Source organism: Litchfieldia salsa (assembly GCF_900104555.1).
Taxonomy (GTDB): domain Bacteria; phylum Bacillota; class Bacilli; order Bacillales; family Bacillaceae_L; genus Litchfieldia; species Litchfieldia salsa.
The window spans coordinates 18,113-42,804 of sequence record NZ_FNJU01000007.1; the positions used below are offsets into that span (position 1 = coordinate 18,113).

General features: G+C 36.0%; 23 protein-coding genes. 4 read left to right on the plus strand and 19 right to left on the minus strand.

Annotated elements, in window-relative coordinates:
* Positions 1–221 precede the first annotated feature (221 nt).
* Both BLQ56_RS14140 and BLQ56_RS14145 read right to left on the minus strand, forming a co-directional pair.
* Entirely contained in the window at positions 222–2,354 is a 2,133-nt protein-coding gene (locus BLQ56_RS14140) for a heavy metal translocating P-type ATPase (RefSeq protein WP_090855536.1), read from the minus strand.
* Entirely contained in the window at positions 2,347–2,715 is a 369-nt protein-coding gene (locus BLQ56_RS14145; protein ID WP_090855539.1) for an ArsR/SmtB family transcription factor, read from the minus strand. Before BLQ56_RS14145 ends, BLQ56_RS14140 begins: the two co-directional genes overlap by 8 nt.
* A gap of 214 nt (positions 2,716–2,929) precedes the next feature.
* Between BLQ56_RS14145 and BLQ56_RS14150 the strand changes: the two genes are divergently transcribed.
* Positions 2,930–3,331, plus strand: a complete 402-nt coding sequence (locus BLQ56_RS14150; protein WP_090855542.1) for a hypothetical protein — start codon at positions 2,930–2,932, stop codon at positions 3,329–3,331.
* Between the two features lie 69 nt (positions 3,332–3,400).
* Here BLQ56_RS14150 and BLQ56_RS14155 read toward each other — a convergent pair whose 3' ends face one another.
* The 12 genes from BLQ56_RS14155 to BLQ56_RS14210 form a co-directional block, all read right to left on the minus strand.
* Entirely contained in the window at positions 3,401–4,363 is a 963-nt protein-coding gene (locus BLQ56_RS14155) for an NAD(P)H-dependent flavin oxidoreductase (protein WP_090855546.1), read from the minus strand.
* A 455-nt stretch (positions 4,364–4,818) separates the two neighbouring features.
* A complete protein-coding gene (locus BLQ56_RS14160; protein ID WP_090855549.1) occupies positions 4,819–5,673 on the minus strand; it encodes a metallophosphoesterase family protein in 855 nt (284 codons plus the stop codon).
* Between the two features lie 375 nt (positions 5,674–6,048).
* The gene (locus BLQ56_RS14165; RefSeq protein ID WP_090855555.1) at positions 6,049–8,682 is read right to left on the minus strand and encodes a YfhO family protein; all 2,634 of its coding nucleotides are present in this window, start codon (positions 8,680–8,682) and stop codon (positions 6,049–6,051) included.
* Complete coding sequence (locus BLQ56_RS14170) at positions 8,655–9,056, minus strand: GtrA family protein (protein ID WP_090855558.1); 402 nt, start codon at positions 9,054–9,056, stop codon at positions 8,655–8,657. Before BLQ56_RS14170 ends, BLQ56_RS14165 begins: the two co-directional genes overlap by 28 nt.
* Positions 9,046–10,017 (minus strand): glycosyltransferase family 2 protein, encoded by a 972-nt coding sequence (locus tag BLQ56_RS14175; protein WP_090855561.1) that lies wholly within the window; start codon positions 10,015–10,017, stop codon positions 9,046–9,048. Before BLQ56_RS14175 ends, BLQ56_RS14170 begins: the two co-directional genes overlap by 11 nt.
* 35 nt (positions 10,018–10,052) lie before the next feature.
* Entirely contained in the window at positions 10,053–10,763 is a 711-nt protein-coding gene (locus tag BLQ56_RS14180) for a glycerophosphodiester phosphodiesterase (protein WP_090855563.1), read from the minus strand.
* 22 nt (positions 10,764–10,785) lie between these two features.
* The gene (locus tag BLQ56_RS14185) at positions 10,786–11,610 is read right to left on the minus strand and encodes a carbohydrate ABC transporter permease (RefSeq protein ID WP_090855566.1); all 825 of its coding nucleotides are present in this window, start codon (positions 11,608–11,610) and stop codon (positions 10,786–10,788) included.
* A 14-nt stretch (positions 11,611–11,624) separates the two neighbouring features.
* On the minus strand, positions 11,625–12,494 hold the full coding sequence (locus BLQ56_RS14190) for a carbohydrate ABC transporter permease (RefSeq protein ID WP_090855569.1): 870 nt from the start codon (positions 12,492–12,494) through the stop codon (positions 11,625–11,627).
* Complete coding sequence (locus tag BLQ56_RS14195; RefSeq protein WP_090855572.1) at positions 12,495–13,574, minus strand: ABC transporter ATP-binding protein; 1,080 nt, start codon at positions 13,572–13,574, stop codon at positions 12,495–12,497.
* 34 nt (positions 13,575–13,608) lie between these two features.
* Positions 13,609–14,391 (minus strand): HAD family hydrolase, encoded by a 783-nt coding sequence (locus BLQ56_RS14200; RefSeq protein ID WP_139163101.1) that lies wholly within the window; start codon positions 14,389–14,391, stop codon positions 13,609–13,611.
* Between the two features lie 203 nt (positions 14,392–14,594).
* Entirely contained in the window at positions 14,595–15,899 is a 1,305-nt protein-coding gene (locus tag BLQ56_RS14205; protein ID WP_090855578.1) for an ABC transporter substrate-binding protein, read from the minus strand.
* A gap of 454 nt (positions 15,900–16,353) precedes the next feature.
* Positions 16,354–16,986 (minus strand): glycerol-3-phosphate responsive antiterminator, encoded by a 633-nt coding sequence (locus BLQ56_RS14210; RefSeq protein WP_238457270.1) that lies wholly within the window; start codon positions 16,984–16,986, stop codon positions 16,354–16,356.
* Positions 16,987–17,310: 324 nt separating this feature from the next.
* On the opposite strand from BLQ56_RS14210, the gene BLQ56_RS14215 reads away from it, so the two are divergent.
* Complete coding sequence (locus tag BLQ56_RS14215) at positions 17,311–17,892, plus strand: DUF421 domain-containing protein (RefSeq protein WP_090855582.1); 582 nt, start codon at positions 17,311–17,313, stop codon at positions 17,890–17,892.
* 202 nt (positions 17,893–18,094) lie between these two features.
* Here BLQ56_RS14215 and BLQ56_RS14220 read toward each other — a convergent pair whose 3' ends face one another.
* Together BLQ56_RS14220 and BLQ56_RS14225 are read right to left on the minus strand one after the other, a co-directional pair.
* Positions 18,095–19,765 carry an FAD-binding protein gene (locus BLQ56_RS14220; protein WP_090855585.1) on the minus strand — a complete coding sequence of 557 codons (1,671 nt, stop codon included), beginning with the start codon at positions 19,763–19,765 and terminating at the stop codon, positions 18,095–18,097.
* A gap of 135 nt (positions 19,766–19,900) precedes the next feature.
* Positions 19,901–20,659 carry an SDR family oxidoreductase gene (locus BLQ56_RS14225; protein WP_090855588.1) on the minus strand — a complete coding sequence of 253 codons (759 nt, stop codon included), beginning with the start codon at positions 20,657–20,659 and terminating at the stop codon, positions 19,901–19,903.
* A 205-nt stretch (positions 20,660–20,864) separates the two neighbouring features.
* Here BLQ56_RS14225 and BLQ56_RS14230 point away from each other — a divergent pair, with 205 nt between their 5' ends.
* The gene (locus BLQ56_RS14230) at positions 20,865–21,452 is read left to right on the plus strand and encodes a TetR/AcrR family transcriptional regulator (RefSeq protein ID WP_090855592.1); all 588 of its coding nucleotides are present in this window, start codon (positions 20,865–20,867) and stop codon (positions 21,450–21,452) included.
* Positions 21,453–21,516: 64 nt separating this feature from the next.
* On the opposite strand, the gene BLQ56_RS14235 is transcribed toward BLQ56_RS14230, so the two are convergent.
* Together BLQ56_RS14235 and BLQ56_RS14240 are read right to left on the minus strand one after the other, a co-directional pair.
* Positions 21,517–22,206, minus strand: coding sequence for an LrgB family protein (locus tag BLQ56_RS14235; RefSeq protein WP_090855595.1), 690 nt, complete (start codon positions 22,204–22,206; stop codon positions 21,517–21,519).
* Positions 22,178–22,570, minus strand: a complete 393-nt coding sequence (locus tag BLQ56_RS14240; protein ID WP_090856038.1) for a CidA/LrgA family protein — start codon at positions 22,568–22,570, stop codon at positions 22,178–22,180. Before BLQ56_RS14240 ends, BLQ56_RS14235 begins: the two co-directional genes overlap by 29 nt.
* A gap of 387 nt (positions 22,571–22,957) precedes the next feature.
* On the opposite strand from BLQ56_RS14240, the gene BLQ56_RS14245 reads away from it, so the two are divergent.
* Complete coding sequence (locus BLQ56_RS14245) at positions 22,958–23,845, plus strand: LysR family transcriptional regulator (protein WP_090855598.1); 888 nt, start codon at positions 22,958–22,960, stop codon at positions 23,843–23,845.
* Between the two features lie 62 nt (positions 23,846–23,907).
* On the opposite strand, the gene BLQ56_RS14250 is transcribed toward BLQ56_RS14245, so the two are convergent.
* Positions 23,908–24,675, minus strand: a complete 768-nt coding sequence (locus tag BLQ56_RS14250) for a fumarylacetoacetate hydrolase family protein (RefSeq protein WP_090855601.1) — start codon at positions 24,673–24,675, stop codon at positions 23,908–23,910.
* Positions 24,676–24,692 lie beyond the last annotated feature (17 nt).

The following is a 24,692-nucleotide window of genomic DNA, read 5'->3' on the forward strand; positions in this document are numbered from 1 at the left end:
TAATGGTATTCAAGTTATAAGTACTATTTATATAGCTCCAAAACTATGTATTGGAGATCATTAAAATCACTATGTTATATTATACCTTATCCAATTGAGATCTTAAAAGTGAAATATAAAGAAGAATCCATTTTCCTTCCTTTGATATGGGACAAAAAAAGTCCCACTTTCGGTGCCTGGCACCCCAAAGAAGAGCTTCCACAAGTGAAAGCTCTTCTTTGTTATTCTTTATCTTTTACTCTCATTAATCTAAGGCTATTTAAAGTGACAAGTAATGTAGCGCCCATGTCAGCAAAAATGGCAATCCATAGTGTTAGCCACCCTGGAATAACCAATAACAACGCCAATAACTTAATACCAATTGAAAAGGTGATGTTTTGCTTTATAATTCTTAACGTGCTTCGACTAAGTTTTACTGTGAATGGAAGTTTTGTTAGATCGTCTGCCATAAGAGCAATATCAGCTGTTTCTAAAGCAGTATCTGTACCTGCACCGCCCATAGCAATCCCAACTGTAGAAGAGGCTAACGCTGGTGCGTCATTTACTCCATCTCCAACCATTCCAACTTTGTCATATTTGTCTCTAAGTTTCTTGATAAAGTCTAACTTATCTTGTGGCAAAAGCTCTGCTTGAATATCAGTGACACCAACATGTGATCCAATTGCATTTGCTGTAGCCTGATTATCTCCAGTAAGCATAATCGTCTTCTTAATCCCTAATTTATGAAGCTTTGTAATCACTTCTTTGCTACTTTCTCGTACTTCATCGGCTACAGCTATAAGAGCAGCAATTTCATGATCAGTGCCTACCACCATAACCGTTTTTCCTTCTTCTTGTAGCCTCAGTATCTCTACACGAAGCGAATCCTTTATTAGGTTGGGATTTAACTCATTAAATAACCCTGGATTACCGATATAGTACAAACTATTATTGAACTTCCCTTTAATCCCTTTACCAGTAAGAGAAGAAAATTCCTCTATTTCGACAGATAAATAGTCTAAGTTTCTCTGTTCAACGTCTCTAACGATTGCACCTGCAAGCGGATGCTGTGAGTTACTTTCCATTGCTGCTATTATTTTTAACATCTCGTCACCCGGCATTTTTCCAATCGCTATAAAATCAGTGACTGCCGGTTTACCTTTTGTTAAGGTTCCTGTCTTATCAAATGCAATCGCTTTTAGAGCACCGGTTTCCTCTAAGTGAATTCCACCCTTGATTAATACTCCGTTTCTAGCTGCATTTCCAATAGCTGTAACAATCGAAACAGGAGTAGAAATAACTAATGCACAAGGACACCCTACAACTAAGACGGCTAACCCTTGATAAATCCATTCACTCCAACTTGCCTGAAAGAGCAATGGCGGAACCACTGCGACACCAAGTGCGACTAACATAATAATAGGTGTATAATATTTAGCAAATCGGTCAACAAATGCTTGTGAAGGTGCTCTTTCTCCTTGAGCTTCTTCTACAAGATGGATAATCTTAGCGATCGTAGTATCGTCAGCATGCTTTGTCACTTCGATTTCGAGTAATCCTTCTTCATTTAAGGTTCCAGCAAAAACCTCATCCCCAACTATTTTATCCGCAGGTACTGATTCCCCTGTAATCGCTGCTTGATTCACCGTGGAATTCCCTTTAACCACGATACCGTCCATCGCTAACTTTTGACCGGGTTTTACGATCATAATATCACCGATTTGTATATCATCGACTGCGACCATTAACTCTTGTGACCCTCTTCTTACTAAAGCTTCCTTAGGAGCAATATCCATTAACGATCTTATTGACTGTCTAGCTTTGTCCATTGAATAGGACTCAAGTACTTCACTTATCGCAAATAGAATGACAACTGCCGCCCCTTCGCCCCACTCTCCAATAAAAGCCGCTCCAATAATAGCGACAGTCATCAATGTTTTCATATCAAATCGAAGATGAAGCAAGTTCTTCAACCCAGTCTGAAATAAACGGTAACCACCAATGATGATCGATAATAAATAAGCAATCATTGAATAACTTACATCTTCTCCATACACCTCTCCAGCATACCAACCCATCGCTAGAAATAAAGCCGATACTACAACATTCCAGTGTTTCTTGAAAAAAGATTCTTTCTTCTCTTCAAACCGTTCATTTTCAGGGATGACTTTTAACTTTTCAAAAGCCCCTGCTTTTTCAAGTTCTTTAATTGTAGTTTCTCCATATACGGTGATTTTCGATGCACCGAAATTAACATCTGCATTAACAACACCATCCAGGTGTTCAACATTCTTTTCGAATGTTTTTGCACAGCCTGCTCAAGACAATCCTTGAACTCGATATACAACACCTTTTGACTCCAATGCTTTATCCACGTTGCTTCACCTCCTTTTGGTGTTCAAACGCGATCTTTATTAATTGTCGTACATGTTCATCATCTAAAGAATAATAAACTAATTTGCCTTCTTTCCGATATTTCGCTAAACCTAGATTACGGAGTAGGCGTAAATGATGTGATGCGGTTGCAGTAGTACTGCCAACAATACTTGCTACATCACAAACACATAATTCACTCTCAATACTTAAGGCGTAAGCAATTTTAACTCTAGTATCATCAGACAAGGCCTTGAATATTTTAGAAACCTCTAATGTGTTTTGATTAAATACTTCCATTTTTAGAGAACTTACCTTTTTTTCATCAATACAGTTGATTTCGCATAAATCATCATGCTTCAAACATATCACACCTTTTCATTCAAACATTCATTTGAATATTAGTATATGTTTCATATCCAAAATGGTCAATCAAATTGTTTGAAAATTTTTCTAAACCAATAAGAGTAGATGAATTACCGATAACTGACAGATTAATATTGCTGACTTAAGCCATTCTATATAGTGAGCGTTTAAGTTTTTTAAACGTTACTTCTTACTTAAGGGGGTCTTTATTTTGAAAAAAACAATGGCTGCTTTATCTTTATCAGCATTAATGGTGAGTGGTTTAGTCGGATGTGCAGGTAACGATACTAACGATAATATCGGTACCCATAATGTCGATAATCCTAGTATCCTAAGACAGGATACTTTTGATGATAACTATCGTAATTTGCAGGATGGTAATCGTATGAATGATTATCGTAATTTACAGGACGGTAATCGCATGAATGGAGACCGTAACGGTAATCGTATGAATGGCGATCGTAACGGAAATGCATATGAGATTGATGATAATGAAGGGCCATTAACTGAAATGATGGACCGTGATGAAGATGACCGTAATAATAACACGTTATTGCGTCGTGAAAATCGAAACAATACACGTAACGGAATGAATGGAAATAATAATCGATAAACGTATGAATCTGACTTAATTCATACAAGAAAAAATCGACAGGCATATATTGCTTGTCGATTTTTCCCCTTATTTACTTACCGCCAGTCCATTATATTCATGCATAATATTATCAATGATTCTCTTCACAGGAAGGATATCATTAATTTCATGGACTCGTGACCCACTAAAGACAAGTCCTTCTTCAGCATCTCCACCGCGCGATTTTAGTAAAGAATCATAAATACAAAATCGGTGCGTACATTTCTTCAAACATGTATAACACTTATCAATTTTCACCTTTTTATCATCGCTAATCTTTTCTGTAAAAGCATTTTTTATTGCTCGCCCTTCAAGTCCAACCACTGATTTGATTAGTGTCGTGTCCCCTTCTTTTGAGTTTAGATATTTCTCCTTAAAAGTAAGTGGAGCATCACATTCTTCACTTGCCACAAACCTTGAACCCATTTGTACACCTGATGCCCCCATGTCTAATGCTCTTTTTAGATCCTTCCCATTCAAAATACCTCCTGCAGCTATGACAGGAATATTAACAGCCTCCACTACTTCAGGTAAAATCTCAAAAAGCGGTCGATCTGTACCTAAATGACCTCCAGCTTCAAATCCTTCAACAACGATTGCCGAGGCTCCTAATCGTTCTGACATTCTTGCTACTTTAGCAGATGAAACAATCGAGATGACTGGAACATTGTATTCCTTCCCCCATGAGTACATGTCTCTTGAGATACCAGCACCTGATATGATGAAATCAACCTTTTCTTCCATTGCCGCCTTCATTGTTTCAGCAAAGTCAGTCATCGCATACAGCACATTAACACCGATGTAGCCAATCCCTTGTGTTAATTCTCTAGCTTTTCTAATATGGCCTTTCATTTCTTCAATAGGAATTCCTGTGCCTGATATAATTCCGATTCCACCTGCATTTGCTACTGCTGAGGCTAATCCACTTAAGGATATACCCACACCCATTCCTCCTTGAATAATAGGAACTTTCGGTTTCATATGCGCAATTTTAAGTTCTGGAAATTTCATTTAAATCATCCTTTTGTTTTGTCATTCAAGAACATTTTAGAAACGTTCTGCTGTCATCGTAGCAAGCGGATGAAAGAAAAACAACCAATTTTAACACCTGGTATTAATATTTGGTTGTAACTATTACAATATTATGAAACTTCCCTAAAACGTGTATAAACATTACATTTATCACTTGTAACTTTCATTCTTAAAAAAGGCTGTTTTCGTATAGATTGTTGTTTTTAAAGCCGCAGGCTGAATACACTCCGCGTCCGGCGGGTGACCAGTGAGCCCGCAGGAGTCTACGTGTATTCAGCCTGCTAGTAACTACCGTTTCAATGTTTATGTCTAAAACTATAAACTTTGAGAAAACAGCCTTTAGAAAAGAGCCTAAAAATAAGATATTAAAGCAAAAAAAAGCCAGCTTATCGCTGGAAAAATAGATATTACTTATAATAAGATTCTTGTTTTTATTATAGCCTATTAAGAAGATTGCTTTCATTTGATAAAAGAGGAATTCGACAATTTCTGTTTTCCTCTGTTCCTCTTGCTTCTAGTTGTGGAGAAAAATGAAGGATATTATTGGCGATAATTTGTGAACTCTCCTCAATTAGCGGATCAGTTAAGTCAATCGCTTTTACTAATATTTCATCTTCGTTAATTTCAATAAGGCGCATCGCCTGTTGATCTAGACACGCGGACTTTTGAATGAATGTCCAATTCCCTTGAGTGACAATGGAATCTACATGTGTGTGTCCGTTGAAATATACTCCAATACCCTTCTTTTGATCAAGAATACTCCACATATCAACATCAGGATGAATAGATCCTTTGTCCTTATCTGATCTTACGGTTGTGTTATGTACAGGATGATGGGCAAATACAAGCATCGGTTTTTCTCCTGATGATTGAACAACCTTTTCGAGCCAGCTAAGTTGCTCATTATCAACCCAGCCTCCCCAATCCATATAATCCATTTCTTTTGCGGTATCTAAAAAGACAAGAATAGCTTCATCTGTTTCAAAAGAATGGTACTGAGCTTGTCCAGTTATATTTAAAACATCTTTTTTCGTCATTGAGTATAGATCGTGGTTTCCTAAAGCATGGTAGAATACGCAATCTTTATTATTAATGATTCGATAGATTTCTTTAAGCTCTTCTGTAGTTCCGAAGTTCGTTAAATCGCCAATTGAAACATGGAAATTAGCTTCAGTTCCTAAAAACAGATTCATAAATCTTTCATAAAATGTTGATCTAGCTTCTTCTAATCCTGGGATTGTTTCATCAATTGTTGGATAATGTAAATCACCAATCATTGCAATTTTCATATTCATTCTCCCCCTCAATAGTAGTCGATTGTAGATATAGTCAATATGGATAGAACCAAAATTGACTTACAGTTATTAGTGTAATTGACTAATATTAAGCTAGTTTATAAGACATGTAAAAATCAGGTGTTAATTGGTTCAAATTATAACCAATTAACCTTGACTTAATGTCCTATTCATATACGGTTAATAAATAAATGTTAGTTTTAAAAGTAGGAGAGATCTAGGAGACATTACTTTGTTAACGGGGATGTGAAGTTTAATTGATTACTAAGGTTATTGTTAACTTTTTATTAGTAACCGTTCACTTTTACATTTTGTAATCACTTAGATTTATCTTACTAAAAAGGAAAGCTGTTCCAAAAGTGTCAGACACTATTTTGGAACAGCTTTTTTACGTTTGATGATGAATACTGACGTTATAATAGTCAAAACAGAAATAAATAATAATGGAAAAAAGAAAGGCGGATAATAAACGAATTCTACTTGGTTTTCTCCATCGATAAGTTCAATTCCGGTAAACGCATAATTCGCTTTAAGAATTTTTCTGGGCTCCCCATTTACCGATAATCTCCATCCCTTCTCATATGGAAGTGGTATGGCCGCATATTGTTTGTTATGATCATTTTGATATGTAAAGGATAGTCGATTGCCAGACCAGGTAACATGGGTGAACGGTTCTTTCTTACTCTTTTCCTTCACACGCTCTAATACTTCATAGGTTTCTTCATATAACTCAAAGTCTCTCAAGTGATACGAACCTTTTGGAAGTCGTATTGATATTCGTTCATTTGCTTTTATTCTGACAACAATCTCATTAACATTCGTTCGATAAATCGATCCGACTTCTTTTCGGACCGTAATATACTCATTCACTTTAAGAAAAAATTCCTCTTTATTAGATAATCCTTCAAAGTAGAACTTTAAATAATAATCTTTTGCAGAAGGATTCAAGTGATTTACAACTAAATCTATTCCACCTTCTTCTTCTTTTATCTTTAAAACTCCCTTTTCATACGATGAGTTAACCTTCTCGATTCTAGTATATTCTATTAAATTTTCACTTTTAGGAATGTCTTCATTCGAATTTTCTTCCTCAAGTACGATCCCCTCTAACATTGCTTGTTCCTTTGCAAGTGGAGAGGTGTTCTTTAAATCATTCTCTTGAAAGATCGTATTTGTTGTTCTTATAAACGGTAGCAAATGATCATTTTCATAGGCAACATAGTCTCCTGAAGAAAGAATTTCTCTATATCCATAAGGGACAGCTTTATCATCTCTTTTGGCAATAAAGTATTTTCCCATAAACAAGCTAGATAAGTTCGCTCGATCTCCAAACGATCCGTAACGGCTCACACTCTCCCGCTTCATATCAATCTCCAAATCTTGTAAATAAAAAAGCAATAACTCTTTATTTAAAATACTAGAATAAACACTCGTCCCCTTAAATTTCTGAACAATCGGCGTATTATTTCGTAACGGAACCATCCAATCGATTCTAGCAAGTGGATCTTTCTCTTGTTCGGTTAACATCCTTACTAATTCCTGTTGATCTGCCCCATTGTATTCATCACTCATCATATATTCTTTCGACACTCTAAATTCTGTTCCAGTATTAGTCAAACGGTTTTCCTGAAAAAAATTAGCATTGATTATACTCGTAAGAATTATAAGAAAAGACATTACTACTTCTATTCTCTGATTTTTAAACATTATTAACACTACTACAAAAAGAATCGTAAAGATTGCAGTAATGGCTAAGTAGCCATCAGAAAACTCTTTAAAATTTAGTTTTGGATCAAATCTATAAAAAAGAAAGTATAAGCTAGTTGTTAGGAAAATTGGAAGCACTAGCTGTTTCTTTTTTAACAATAAAAGTTTTGGGAGAGTGGCTGCGGTTAATCCACCGGCTGTTAATGCTAAGAAATATTCCCACCGATATTGTGGAGCAGAAAAACCATTAAAAACACTTCCTACTAACGGACTGAAATGCATGACTATAAGAATCATCGTTGTGACAGCAAAAAAGCGGAATAACTTGTTTTTATAGAAAGTAAATAAAAAGAGACTTAAGAGAACAAAAACTGGAATATAAACAACTCTGCCGTTTAATAGAATATTATCAACAAACTCAAACACTGGTATATGATCTTCAAAGGAAGGTCGGTAATTATTTAAGAAACCATAGACTGAAGGCACAAAAACAACACCGCCAATCAGAAAGCCAGTGACACCATTGATTAAGTATAATTTTATTTGTTTCGACTTTTTAAGCTCACCTTCTGACAGCGGAATCATCCACCGAAATAAAATATAAATCCCCATCAACAGAAAGTTCACATAAGCAAAATAAAAGTTATCAAAAAAACTAAGAGATACAGCAACTAGAAATACAGCCACTTTCCCTTCCCTCATAATTCTCTCTATACCAATTAATAGAAGAGGAAGGAAAATCATCGCATCAGCAAAAAACTCCCAATATGTTACATGACGAAAATAAATAATACTTGTGCTATAAACAACTGCTCCAACAAATGCTGGTACACTACTGATCCTTAGATAACGAAAATAGTAAGTAGTTATCATTAAAATAGCGGTCATACGAATAACACTGATGACTAAAATAACATCCGCCCAATAAAAAATATCTGGCTCATTTATGACTCCTAGGGTTTCTAATATAAGTGTAACCCCCACTGTAATCAGGAAAACAATGGAGGTTGCAAAGTAATAGCCTAATTGGGTATATGTCCCTCCACCAAGACCAAAATCTGGGGAATAAAAAAACTGCCCCTCTTTATATTGTGTGTATAATAGCTGTTTGAACGGCTGCATTTGGGACAACCCATCATTTATACCGGTCATATATCGACCATCAAGCCATTCTGAAATAAAAAATAAATGACTTAAGAACGCAATGGTTATGCTACAAACGAAAAGATTGAAAATAGGCGGTGATTTTTTTATCTGCTTTAGTAGGATTAAGTGTTTACTTTTTCTCTTGTCCATGACTTTTTCAATACTCTCCCTGTCAGAATAAAAGTTGCAGGCAATGTAAACAAAACAGCAATAATTGGTGCAACGCTACTGTTCATTTGCAAGATTTCAATGAATAGAAATAATAATAGAGAAGTTGCACTCGTATTGAACAACTGTGTTAATGGATAACGGATAAAGGCTGCCCATGTTGGCTTTACCTTATAAGTGAATGTAGTATTCAAAAAGAAGGAACCAATCAAACTACTCAGAAATCCGATACTATGTGCGACAAAATAATGAGATTCTACAACATGAAGGAGAAATAAATAAAGAACATAGTAATGAAAGGTATTAATACCCCCAACAATCACAAACCTAAACAACTCACTCTGATTAAATCGCATGCGTAGCTCTCTTTTCCATCTTTTGTACAGGTTGATCAACATTGGTCTGCTGAATTAAGTAATGCGGTCGTTTTTTTGTTTCACTATAGATCCGTCCAATGTATTCTCCAATAATCCCCATACAAACAAGCTGTACTCCACCTAGAAAAAGAACCGCAGAGATTAACGTAAAATAACCTGGGACTGTAATACCTGTTCGAAGAATCTGAACAAATGTAATCGAAATATAGAGTAGCGCCAATAGTAAAACAAAAGCCCCAGTATAAAAGCATACACGAAGAGGCTTATGATTAAAGGAAACAATTCCATCTATCGCATAATTTAAAAGTTTAGGAAAAGACCACTTTGTTTCACCATGCTCTCTTACTACATTGTCATATGATATGGTTTTCTGTTCATATCCAATCCATGAATACAAACCTTTTGAAAATCTGTTACCCTCACTTAAGGTAAGTAGCGCATTCACAGCTTTTCTACTTAATAAACGAAAATCACCTTCACCATCAGACAATTTTACGTCGACCGTATGATTTACAATTCGATAATAACAGGATGAAATGAAAGAACGTATTGGTGAATCACCTGTTCGATTTCGCTTTGCAATGACTTGATCATAGCCTTCTTCATACCCTCTCAGTAACTGACAAATAAGCGAAGGAGGATGCTGTAGATCGGCATCCATCATAATAACCGCATCACCACTAGCACTTTGCAAACCAGCTAGCATTGCAGACTCTTTTCCAAAATTACGAGTGAAAGAAATATATCTAACTTCTTCAAAGTGAAATGCTAACCGTTTTATCGTCTCCATCGTCTCATCAGTGCTTCCATCATCAATAAAAATCACTTCATAATTATAGAATTGACTGTACATTTCCTTGTTTATCGCTTCAAGAACCTTAGGTATATTTTCCGCTTCATTATATGATGGAATGATAAATGAAATCTTTACTCTTTTCATCATGTCACCCTCCGTATTCATTGATATGATATGGTTTAAATCATTAGTTCCGGAAAATTTGTAGTGATGTTAATTTTACTACTAAGAGCTTTTATTCGTACTAAAGACTCCATATCATTAATCGTCCATGCACCAATTTCAATCCCTTTTTCCAATAGATCATCTACAATCTCTTTCGTTAGAAAACTGTGATGAAAGGAAAGGTGGTTTGCTCTAGTATAAGTAGCCTGTTCAGCGAGTAAGGTTGTCATTCCTAGATAAATAAGCCCTGTTTGCAAGCGAGAATTATACTCTTTTATTTTTCTAAGTGACTCATGATCGAATGAAATGATTAAGACTTCATCCTCTAGTTGAAATTTTGAAACCATGTCTGCAACTTTCTGTTCAAGACCTGTATATAGAGCACCAGCTTGTTTTAATTCTATTAACAGCTTTTTCCTGCCATTTGTCATATGCAGCACTTCTTCTAACAGTGGAATTTTCTCTCCTGAAAACTCTGGTCCAAACCAAGATCCTGAGTCAAGGCTGCCTAGTTCAGCAACTGTCATATCAATGATTCGTCCACTTCCATTTGTTGTCCGATCAACAGTGTGGTCGTGCATGACGATAGGTACACCATCTTTTGATAAATGTACATCAATTTCAATTCCATAGATGGAAGGGTTATTTAATGCAAGTTGAATAGCCGCTACTGTATTTTCTGGAGCTCTTCCTGACCACCCTCGATGAGCAATACAATGATTCATCTTGTCTCCTCTTTTCTATCGATTATTTGACTCCTGTATAAACAAACGCTCTAATAATTTGTCTTTGTGCAAAGAAAAAGACGATTAAGATAGGTATAACTAGGATCATATTACCTGCCATTAAGATATTCCAGGCTATTCCACCTTCTACTTCCCTTAGTTTTGAAATTCCAAGCGGAAGAGTCCTAGCTGCATCACTTGTTGTCATTACAAGCGGCCAAAAGTAGTCATTCCAGTGTGAGATAAAACTAAATAAGGCAAATGTGATGAGAACAGGCTTTGCCATTGGAATCATAAGGCGGAAAATAATCTTCCATTCTGAAGCTTCATCCAATCTTGCAGCCTCTAGCAATTCCTCAGGTACTTGCATAAATGATTGACGTAGCATAAAAATACCGAAGGCACTTGAAGCAAAAGGCAAAATGAGTGCTGCTAATGTATCAAGTAATCCCCATGAACTCATTTGTAGATAAACCGGAAGAAAAATCAACTGCGCTGGTATCATTAACGTCATCATGGTTAAACCAAAAAAAATCTTTTTACCTTTAAAATCATATCGAGCGAAAGCATATGCTGCTGGAATAATTGTACAAAATTGCAAAATCAGGATACTGATTGAAACAATTAAGCTATTCTTAAAATAGTGAAAAAATGGACCTGAATTCCATGCTACTATGAAGTTTTCAACTGAAAATTTTTCTGGAATCCACTGTGGTGGAAATGTTAATGTTTCTCCAAGAGTTTTAAATGATGTTGAAATCATCCAAACAAATGGTAGTGCAAATATAGCAACAACAAGGATAAGTCCAAGCCCATTGAATATTTTTCCTATATGTAAAGATTTCATTTAGATCCCCCTCGTTAACGGTAATGAACTCGGCTAGAAAGCATTCGAAAATAGACAATCGTTAACAAACTGACAATAATCAGTAATAATACTCCCGCTGCTGAAGCAAAGCCGATTTTAAAGAAACGGAAACCATACTCGTATATGTAATACACAAACGTATTTGTCGAATTAATCGGTCCACCACTAGTCATAATAGAAATCGTTTCAAATACTTGGAATGAACCGATTAAACTAATAATGGTTAAGAAAAACAAAGTCGGAGACAGCATGGGTAACGTCAATTTAAAAAACGTGCGTGTTCTGTTTGCTTCATCAAGTTCTGCTGCTTCGTAAATATCTCGTGGAATACTTTGAAGACCTGCAATAAAAATTAATGTATTAAAGCCTATCCCTTTCCAAACGGCAACAATAACAAGTGAAAGTAGTGATGTACTTGGGTCTGTTAGCCAGGGAACACTCGAGATACCAAATAAATTTAAAACCCAATTTAATAAACCATAGTCTGTATCCATTAACCACATCCACAGCATCGAAACTGAGACAAGAGAAATAATATGAGGGCTAAAAATGGCACCTTGCACAAACCCATATAAAACACCCTGTCGATTTAACCATAAAGCTAGCACTAATGAAATCGCGATCGTAAACGACACCGTTAGAGTTGTATATGTAAACGTATTTTGCATGACTTCAATGAATTCAGGCTCAGAGAAAAGAGTCTTAAAATTACTGAGTCCTACAAACGTTTTTTCAATACTTACGAAATTCCAATCATGTGCACTTAAATAAATCATATAGCCTATTGGATAAATAAAAAATAAGCAAAAGATCGTAATGGCTGGAGCAATCATCAGATAGGGCCGAATCCTTTTCATGACCATTTAGATGCCTCCCTTAACCAATAACGGCTCACTTTGTTTCATTTGTATTGTCCGATTACGCTCTCCGTTTTGGTCAAAGAAATAGAGCTTTTCATAAGGTATAATCACATTCACCAGTGTTTGATCATATAAAGGGTCCATTACACTTTTAATATTCATCACACCAGCAGAGTTTTTTACCGTATAAATTGTTTCAGACCCTAATGTCTCCATTGTGATAATTTCACTAGGAAGGATAATGCTATCTTTGATATCGCTACCTTTGAGCGTTATCTGAATATGTTCTGGACGAAAGCCAACAAATTTCACGTGACTATTGACTGGAGGCATAAATGTAGAAAGTTGCTCAATCTCATGAATATTCATTGCAGGCGTACCAATAAAATTCGCTGTAAATGTGTTATTCGGATCATGATACACAGCCATTGGATGATCTGCCTGCTGTATTTCCCCCTTGTTCATGATTACAATTTCATCGCCCATTGACATCGCTTCAACCTGATCATGTGTCACATAAACAAAGGTAGTTCCTAACTGTTTATGTAGCTGAATTAATTCTGTTCTCATCTGTCCACGTAGCTTTGCATCGAGATTAGAAAGAGGTTCATCCAATATAAATACCTTTGGTTTCTTCACCATTGCCCTTGCTAAAGCAACACGCTGTCTTTGTCCGCCAGAAAGATTTTGGGGCTTCTTATCAAGATAGTCTGTCAGTCCGACTATTTGAGAGATTTCACTGATCAGTTTTTCTCTTTCCGCTTTTGGTACTTTTTTATTTTTCAAGCCAAACTCTATGTTTCCTCGAACTGTCATGGTCGGATACAATGCATAATTCTGAAAGACCATCGCAATATTCCGCTTACCAGGTGGAGTATCATTTACACATTTGTCACCAATCCATATTTCACCACCTGTTTCCTTTTCTAGACCGGCGATCATTCGAAGAGTTGTTGATTTCCCACAACCTGATGGGCCAACCAACACGGTAAAAGATCCGTCTCGAATCGTTAAATTTAAGTCACTAATTACTTCTTCTTCGTTATATGTTTTTGAGACATTAACCAATCTAATTTCGGCCATATTTCTTCATCTCCATTTCTACTAAATTAGGAATTTATTGATGGATAACCTCAAATTCATGTAAAAATGCTGCTAGCTCTTCGATCGTTTTAACCGATACATCCCAATCAATCGCATCCTCATGTGGGTATTGAGAAATTAAACACGTTTTTCCCCCGGCTTGTTTCACGGGAACTAAATCGTTAAAGGGGTTATCACCAATCGACAATATCTCAAATGGATGATATCCTTCTGAGAAAAGCCTATTCAAGACAAGTTGAATCCCAAAAGGTTTCTTCGCATCATAAATAAACTCATCAAATAGCTGACCAATCGCTAAATGCTTCACAAATTCTGGACCAGATTGACCAGCTGTATTTGTCATAAAGATTTTTCTCTCAAGCTTCAATGCCCCAATCCTTTCAAATAAAGGATTATGAATAGGAAATTTGTATGGCTCATTGATCATTTCTTTACGAACTCGCTCAAATGCATAAATCCTAGTACCTTCTCCAATGTTATATCTTTCTGTATATAAAGCAGCAATACACCATGGGTCCCCTAAATAGAGATGAGTTTCATCTATTCCACCCATAAGCTGTAATTCTTCTAAAGTGTAGACTCTATTATTCTGACGGTTATAATAATGACCTAATTTAATAGGGTGTTTCCCTGTAAGAATCTCATAACTTTCATTGATCAGACCTTGAATTTCCTGCTCGTCGATTATGCCATCTAGTAAATAATTTATGTAACGTCCTAAAAATGTATAGTCTTGGTACAAGGTCCCATCTAAGTCTGAGATGATGACCTTTATATTCTTCATCCAATCCATCAAATTCCCAACTCCCTTAAATTTTCGTATAGAGTGATGCTTTTAAAAGTCGCAGGCTGAATACACTCCGCGTCCGGCGGGTGACCAGTGTGAGCCTCCTCGTCGCTTATGCTCCTGTGGGGTCTCACTTTGGCCACTGGTCCCGCAGGAGTCACGTGTATTCAGCCTGCTTGGAACTATCATTCAATGTTTTTTAAGTTTGAAATTTATTTAAGCAATTGATTTGCTTTTTCAGCTGCTGCATCTAGTGCATCTTGTGGTGAAAGGTCATCTTCTAATAGAGTTCTAGCTATTGCATCTGTTACAATTGTTGCAATTTCAGGATATGCTTCAGCCATTGGACGTGCATGACCGTATTGCAATTGATCAACCGCTACTTTGAACTGTGGTCTTTCCTCATACAGAGCTTTCATTTCATCTGAATCAACTGCTGAAAGACGACTTGGTAGGTAGCCAGTAAATTTACTTGCATAAATGGTTTGTTCTTTAGCAGTCATCCATTTAATGAATTCCCATGCTGCTTTTTGTTTTTCTTCATCAAGACCAGCTGTCATAACAAGATTAGCTCCACCTGTTGGAACACCGTGAACTTTATTAGAAGGCATGAATGCTGTATTTAATTCAAACCCTTGCTCCTCGGCAACGCTTAAGTTATATGAAAGGTCAGCAGTTGATGAAAAAATCATAGCTGAGCGACTGTTAGCGAAATCCTGTTTAGCAACTTCTCCTGCTTCTTCACCACCAGGAACCTTAATAATTCCTTCTTTCTCTAGCTTCTTCCAGAACTCAAGTGCTTCTACACCAGCCTCTTCATTAAAAGTAGCTTTCGTTTCATCATCAGAAATCATTTGCCCTTCTCCTTGAGCCACAAATGCTTCATACATCCAAATATTAACCGGCATTGTCATCCCAACTGTCTTACCTTCTACAGTTAGTGCACGTAAGTATTCCTCAAACTCTGCCCAATCTTTTGGACCAGCTGGATCTAGACCAGCTTCCTCAAGCATTGTCGTATTCATATAAAGAATCGGTGTGCTGCGCAAATATGGAAGTCCATATAATTTGTCATCAACATATGAATTGCCCATAAGTCCTGGATTAAAATCATCTAAATCCATATCATCTTGTTCAACAAAAGGTGTTAAATCTTGAGTCATTCCAGACTTTGCAAATACACCAATAGAGGCAATCTCATTCATCGTTACTTCTGGAGCATTTTTTGCAGCAAATGCAGCCTGTGTTTTTGCATGTAAATCGTCATATGTACCTTGATATTCAGCTGTCACATGAATCTTATCTTGTGATTCATTAAACATTTTCACAAGATTTTCGTTATTTTCTCCAATCTTATCTCCCCAAGCATACCAATATGTAAGTTCGATCTTTCCAGTATCTGCAGCAACCTCATTTGACCCTGATGATGTTTCTGATCCAGTTGAATCCGAAGAGTTACAAGCCGATAAAACAAGTGCAAAAGTTAGCATTAATAAAAATCCAAATAATTTCTTCATTTAATTCCTCACCCTTCTTTTTTGTTTAGGCTCTTTTCGTATAAATTGTTGCTTTTAATGCCGCAGGCTGAATACACTCCGCGTCCGGCGGGTGACCAGTGAGCCTCCTCGTCGCTTATGCTCCTGCGGGGTCTCACCTTGGCCACTGGTCCCGCAGGAGTCTACGTGTATTCAACCTGCTTTATGACTACTCTGTTTAACAGCCAACAAAGGTTACAAAGTAGCCTTGATTGCAAACAATCTTCATTTATTTACACGTATGATAGACACTCCACCTCCCCACAAAAAAGAGACCTCAAATGGATTGGCTAATAGCCAACCGAATTTGAGGTCTCTCTAATTGAACCCTGTTAGTTATTTACTTTACATTTAGAATATTACTCTTTTTTTATTAAGTACGTTTCATAGAATTGTAAATTAATATAAAGTTACTTTTAAGATAACTTGTCCCTTTTTACAATGTTGAATATTCAACATCCTGTTTGAATAAATCCGCTTTCCATATATCTATATTAGAGGTTGTGACAGCCAACGCACCACTTTCTAGTGCTTCCTTCACATGGGAAACCTCTGACAACAAGCCTCCAGTAATAACCGGCATCTTCACATTTTCTGAAACTAAGCGAATAATATGTGGAAGACGTGAAGGCATGATTTCAAGGATATCTGCCCTACTTTGATCCATTGAATCGAGTAGTTGTTTATAAACCTCTGAATCAATCATGAACACACGCTGCACAACCATCAATTTATGCTTTTTTGCTTTTAAAATTAAACCCGGTTTTGTTGTAACAATTCCAATTGGTTTTACATAATTCGCAATGAAATCGATTCCTTCATTATTAATACTCAACCCACTAATCTTTTCAATATGGATAAATACAGGTAACCCCTCTTTTCTAAAAAGGTCAACATACCCCTTCACTGACATAATCGTACCTGTCATCAGAAACACTGCACTTATTTTATCCTTATGTTCCAGAACCTTTTCAATATGCCTTGGCTCTTTTACAGCAGCAATTTTCTGCAAGTTAGACAATCGATCAAAAAACAGTTTCTTTTCATCTACCTTAACGATGGTACCCACCCCCTGTATCCATAAGTATAGAATTAACTATGAGTACAAGGGTAAGTGATTAAGGTTAATCTCCTTATAATAAAGTATTAATTTTATGTAAAACCTTGGGAATCCTTATGTAATAATTTCTTATTTAATCCACTCAATCATATTCTTACACTAGCTATTTTTTTAAATGCTTCTCCAAATTTATATAAAATTTAACCTCATTAATTCCACTCTTACATATATTCTATAAAACGCGACTTATTGAATATGAAAATAATCATTACATAACCTTTGTTTTCTTGCTAATACTATAAAAAATTCATATTTTTACTCTGGAGGCTATCAATGGAATTTATTTGGAAAACAATTGTTTTAGTAATGGCATCCTTACTTCTCCTTAGAATATCTGGAAGAAAATCAATTTCCCAGCTTACCATTCCAACCACTGTTATCATGATTTCAATAGGAACGATTATTGTGCAACCGATTATAGAAAAAAGTATAACTAAAACAATTGCTATTATTACCTTATTAATTCTTGTTCTTGTTTTAGTTGAACTTCTTCAGCTAAAACTAAATCTATTTGAAAAACTCTTTACCGGAAAATCAATAATTGTTATAAAAAATGGAGCACTACAAACGAAGAACTTAAAGAAACTTAGAATCACAAGCGATAAATTAGAAATGCAGCTAAGAGAAAAGGGAATTTCTAACATAGAAGATATAAAAAATGCAACCATAGAACCAAACGGGCAGCTCGGCTATGAACTAATGCCTGATGCTAAACCGTTGACTGTTGGAGAATTCAAAAAGTTGATGAGTGCCTTTATAAATCAACAAAGTTCAACGCCTTCAGTTGATGGTTCCCTCTTTCATGAAGTTATTAACAAAAAGCATAAAACACCTCATAATGATAAGTTAAAGTAGGAGAGACTACTTTCTAAAAAGAGATGGTGTGTCATATCTAAAAAAGATGATTAAATTAACCGTAAATTCTCTGTTGCTTAAACAAACCATGTTAACTCCTATTTTTATTTTGATTAAATATGGTCTAACTTTCACATAGAAAAACCAGCCATTTCTGCTGGTTATCTCTTTTACACATAATGAAATTTGATTTTTCAAAGCCTCAACTAGATATTTTCATATCTTTGCTTTCATTTTCTGCTAGATGTTTTGCTGCAATGTATGAAAATACCATGGCAGGTCCAAGCGTCGACCCTGGTCCTGGATAAGTCCTTCCCATCACTGATGCTGAACAGTTACCAGTTGCATATAATCCCGATATTGGCTCGCCATCTTTCAGAACTCGCGCATACTCATCTGTTACCATTCCACCTTTAGTGCCTAGATCCCCCGGATATATTTTCACAGCATAGAATGGACCTTTTTCAATTTTACCAAGGTTAGGATTTTTATAGTTAGGGTCTCCATAATAGTTATCATAGGTAGTTCTACCACGTTCAAAATCTTCATCAACGCCTTTATCTGCAAACTCATTAAATCGAAGGATAGTTGATTGTAGATTCTCTGAATTAATCTCACACTTCTCTGCGAGCTCCTCAATTGTATTTGCTTTTAAGAAAAACCCTTCCTCAATATACTCTTTTGGTGTTAATCTAGGCATGGCCATCCCAAAAATGTAACGATTACGATTACGACTCTCTAAAATAAGCCATGAAGGAATAGCTTTTCCTTCCTTATTTTGTTTTAACATGTCATGACCTACATCAACATATGATTGTGATTCATTCATGTAACGTTCTCCACTTTGGTCAACAATTAGTGAATGCGGCATCGACCTTTCCCAAACTAAGAAATGCCTATTTCCTTTGTGGTCTACTGCAACCGCTCCCCACCAAGAATCATCTAATAATGCCATATCCGCACCAATGTCCATGCATTGCTTAATTACATCGCCTGTATTATCAGGATTTGCTACAGTCCAGTCTGAACCAACACCTTGATACTTTTGGCGCATTTCTGCATTGCGCTCAAAGCCTCCGGCCGCTAATATCACCGCATTACTATACAAAGATAATGGTCCTCCATCCTTTGTTACTTCAATCCCAACAACTTTTTCTCCTTCCATTATTAACCGATTACAAGGAGTGTTTAGCCATACAGGAACATCATATTTTTGGGCTACAAACATTAACTGAGCAACTAATGCATTACCCAACCCAAGTGCCTGCTTACCAGAGATCTTTAATTTTGTTCCTCTAGCAAACATATCTACTACTTTGAAGAAGTGCTTAAACTGAGTAAAAGCTTTTGGTAAATGTGCTACTTCCGATGTAGAAAAAGGAATTGGAGGCAGCATATCTGAAACACGTAATGTTTTACTAAGCTCTCCTAATTTACATCGATCAAAAAATTCACAATCTAGCGAACGACCAATTTTGCCACCTGGCTTATCTGGATAATAATCAGGATAAAGGGTACCTGCAATAAATGACATTCCTTCATTTTGTAAAAATCTAATCATTTCTGGACCATTTTGTAGAAAAGTCATCTTTCTTTCTTTTGAACTAGCTGGACCAACGTCCTCTATAACCGTTTCAAGATAAGTTAATGCCTCTTCAAAACTATCTTTTAATCCTGCAGCTACTGAAACTGGGTTATTTGGAATCCAGACTCCTCCCCCTGAAAGTGATGATGAACCACCCCAGGTACTCGCTTTTTCAATGATTACTGTTTTAAGGCCTTGTTTGGCCGCTGTAATTGCTGCTGTAATTGCTCCTGCCCCACTACCTACAACTATTACATCAAAACTTTGATCCTGATTTTGTTCGTTCATGTACAACTCCCCTTTTCCGCTATTTGGTAAAAAGTGCACTAAACGTTGCTGTAGATAAGATGGAATAACTATTTTATCAAAAGGTACATCAACTAAACGAAGTCAATGCACTCTTAATTTAACAATTTTTTAAAATTAAAAAGCTGTCCAACCAGCATCACCAGCAATAACTGTACCATTCACAAAACTTGACTCATCAGAAGCAAGGAACAGAGCAATGTTTGCAATTTCTTCTGGTTTACCTACGCGTGGATTTACAGCAAGTCCTGGTTGAATACGCCCCATACCGAAGTGGTTAACATTCGTCAATGTAGCACTAATGTTTGTTTCAACACCACCTGGCGCAATCGCATTACAGCGAATTCCATTGTTAGCATACATATAACCTGTATTCTTTGTGAATCCAACCACTGCATGTTTAGAAGCTGTATAGGCAGCCCCTGCTCTTGCCCCTTGAATTCCTCCAGCAGACGCTATGTTAATGATGACTCCACTTTCTTTCTCTAAAAAAATTGTTAATGCTTTACGTGTAGATCTCATAACACTTGTTGTATTAATTGCAAATACCTTTTCCCATAGTTCATCTTCCATATCACCAGCAGGCACAAAATTATCCATAATTCCTGCATTATTCACTAAGATGTCTAAGGTTCCATATGTATTTACTGCTGTATCAATTAAATTTTGAATATCTTCTTCTTTCGCTACATTTGCCTTGACAGCAATTGCTTCTCCACCATTAGATGCGATTTCTTCTACCGTAAGATTCGCTGCATCAATATTAATATCAGAGACTACTACCTTTGCCCCTTCTCGTGCATACGTAATCGCAATCTCTTTCCCCATTCCAGAGGCTGCTCCTGTAACTACTGCTACCTTATTTTCAAGTCTCAATGTATTCTCCCCCACCTTTTATTGAATGCGCTACCAATTTTCAGTTCTTTTAAACAGATGTTGATTAAGGTTTTCCCCTATTTATAGTATAATTAACTACATTAAGTTCATTCAATAAGCAAAACTTGTTCCAAATGTTCATTAGTAAACAATAAAACTCACATTTGTTTTGTAAACGAAAATTATTGAACACTGGAGGCTCTCTATGTCTAATAAAAATAGTCATACAGATCGAAGAATCTTCAAATCAAAGAAAGCATTAAAAGAAGCGATTATTCTATTAATGCACGAAAAAGATTTTAAGGATATTACCATAAAAGATATGGTAGAGGCCGCTAATTTAAACCGAGGTACTTTCTACAAACATTATCAATACAAAGAGGATGTTCTTGAAGATATCATTGATGAAGTATTAACAGACTTAATTCATTCATATCGTGAACCCTATATACATATAGACACATTCGATGTTAACAAGTTAACCACTAATTCAATTAAAATCTTTGAACATGTACATAAATACTCTGACTTTTATAAGTTGATTGTAAGTTCAAGTGTATTAACTTTCTTTCAGCACAAAATTACGTATGCTCTAAAGGAACTGACCATTCAAGAACTTCCTGTACGGTTTCCACATTCAAATATTAATAGGGAGCTAATCGCAAGTTATCACACTTATGCGATTTTAGGTCTCATTTTAGAACTTATAAATGGTAATTTTAAATATAGCTCTAGCTATATGGCCGAACAATTACTCGCAATTATAAAAAGTAACGCCAATCTATCAAAGTAAACTTTATAAAAAAAAGACCACATAGTGATCTCTAAAATTTTCTTGACCCAAATCTTAAAACATACTAAAAAAACAAATTGTAAATGAGAGGAAGGATCATAGAGGTGAGAATCGCAGCAGCCCCCATCGCGATACTTGACACAGCTCCTTGTAACGGACCTTCAACAACTGCTTGACTAGTGCCGATACCATGTGACACGGTTCCTATTCCTAACCCTCTTGAAAATGGATCGTCTATTTTGAATAATGATAGGCATAATGGTCCAAATGCAGCGCCAAATATACCTGCAGTAATGACAAGTACCGCGGCCAATGAAGGGTCACCACCGATCATACTCACGATTTCAATGGCAACGGGCGTTGTAACTGCTTTAACAGCAGCAGCAGCTTGAATCTGTTCGGAAAGGTTAAAAAGTTTTGAAAGGATTATAGCTGAAGCAATTGTAGCCAAACTTCCTATTGTTAAACATAGTAATGCTAGTCTAGCTTTTTCTTTTAAGATTTTTTGATTTTGGTACATTGGAACAGCCAGAGCAACTGTAGCAGGACCTAACAAGTAAGTTAGCCATTCTTTCGCTGGTGTGTACTGTACATAACTCATATCTGCGATTTTAAAAACAAAGATGATGATAATTGTTGCTGTCAATACTGGTGTCGTAAAAGGATTGGGGTAGTGTTTAGATAATACCTTTGCACCAATATATGCGAGTAAAGTTAAACTAATATTAAATAGAGTTAGAACGAGAACGCTCATGTTTATGTGCCTCCTTTGCGGATAAATATTGTGTTAGTCCAGAAGTAACAGCTAATCCGATAACCGTGCTGCCTACAATCATCACTAACAATTGAAATCCGCTCATAAGAATCAAATCTCCATAATTCATTAATCCTACAGCAAAGGGAACAAAGAATAATGCAAGATGTTTGATTAGATACAATGCAGCTTTCTCAATATACTCTACTTTTATAATTCTCTTAATTAAGCATACGTACAAGATGATCATACCTAAGACATTCCCTGGAATCGGTAGGTGAGTAAGTTTTACTATATAATTTGATCCTGTATATATGACAGTTAATATAAATAATTGCAACAAAATGAATAACATATTTCTCATGTACTTCACATTCCTTTCAATATATATCTTAGGTATATGAACTTTCCATTCGCTACGAGCCACTCCCTTTCCGCGGGGCAGGAGCCTCCTCGTCGCAAAAGCTCCTGCGGGGTCTCATCTGACCTGCAAATCACGCAGGAGTTTCGTGGCTCTTCACTCATTCCAAGTACCTATGTAACAGTATTAAAATATAATTTTCCAAAACCTTCCTTTCCCCCTTCAAAAAAGGAACAATTTAATACTCTTCCCCTACCAACTTCTTACTTTTTATAATATAATAGAATCACAAATTCCTTAAATACATATTTATTATCCGAATTATGCATTTTGGTTATAACTCACCCCTGAACGACCGTTTGACAATCTTACTAAAAAAGGAGTTTGTTTATGGATATCAGACATTTAGCCTATTTTTCAGAAGTAGCCAAACACTTAAGCTTTACAAAAGCAGCCTCAACCTTACATGTATCTCAACCTTCAATCAGTAAAGCTATCAAGCAAATTGAGTTAGAATTAGGTGTCCCCTTGTTTTACAGGTCAAAACAATTAGAATTAACCGATGCTGGAAAAGCAGTGTTAGTTAATGCTAAACATGTACTAGATGCCTTTCAAAACCTCACCACTGAACTAACGGATATTCTTGAATTAAAAAAAGGTGAGATTAAGATTGGTATTCCACCTATAGTTGGTCCAGCCTTTTTTTCAAAATTGATAGGTAAATACAAAGAAATACACCCCTATGTTGAAATCATATTAACCGAAGTCGGATCAAAAAAAATAAAAGAGGGCATAGAAGACGGGTCTCTAGATATTGGGCTAATTTGCAATCTACCAGTAAAAAATGGCAAGTTTGAAATAATGAAAGTTATTCATGATCCATTAATGCTTGTCGTGCATAAACAAAATCCATTGGCTAACTATACAGAAATAGATTTATCTGATCTTGAAAATGAACATTTCATTTTATATCAACAAGATTTCACTCTTCATGATCGCATAATAGAAGAATGTTCAAGTAAAGGGTATTACCCTAAGATTGTATGTCAAAGTTCCCAAAAAGACTTTATGGTAGAGATGGTGGAAGCTAAACTAGGTGTTGCCCTTTTACCTGGTAGAATTGCTCAATCTATTCATAATACCAACATTACTGCAATTAACTTATTGGATACAAATATAAGCCTAGAGCTTGGCTTAGTATGGCGGAAGGATAAGTATTTACCTTATGCTGTTCGTGAATTAATCTCCATGTCAGAGGAATTTATTAAAGAAAAGTGACAATTATTAATGAAAAGCAAGAACAACATTCATCCTTGCTTTTCACTAAACTATTCTTAAACTTATTTAACACCTTTAATAACCGGATTAACCAGTGAGCCAATTTCCATAATCCTACATTCTATTTTATCTCCTGGCTTTAAAAACTCAGCCCCTACCGGACTTCCTGTTAAAATAACGTCACCCGGTTTTAGTGTCATAATACTGGAAAGGTAACTAATCATTTGAGTAATAGAAATAATCATTAAGTCTGTTGAACTATCTTGTTTTTTTATTCCATTTTGGTAGGCTTCAACCTGAACTTTGGCTAAATCTAACTCTGTCTCGATTACTGGGCCAAGTGGTGTAAACGTATCAAATGACTTTCCAAGTGTCCAATGTCCATCTTTATGAAAATACTGTGGAGCTGTGATATCATTTGCGATTGTATAGCCAAAAATAGAATCTAACACTTTATCCTCATCAACTTGATACGTTTCTTTACCGATTACAACTGCAAGTTCTGACTCGAACTTCACTTCTCCAACTGATTCCGGGATTCTAATTTCTACTCCAGGGCCAATTACAGATGAAGTTGGTTTAAAGAAGAATACTGGTAAATCTTGTGGTTTTTCTGGACGATCTTTTTCAGTCGCAACATAATTTGCACCGATTCCAATCACTTGATTAGGCTCTAGTGGTGAGATTAAAGTTACTTCACTTTCAGCAAGTATTTCGCCAGTTTTTTCCCACTCACCAAAAATATCTCCAGAAATCTCTTCTATCCCATCTTCTGTTACAATTCCCGTTAGTTTATTATTCTCTTTATCCATAAATCTTACAATCCTCATCGCGTCTCTCTCCCTAC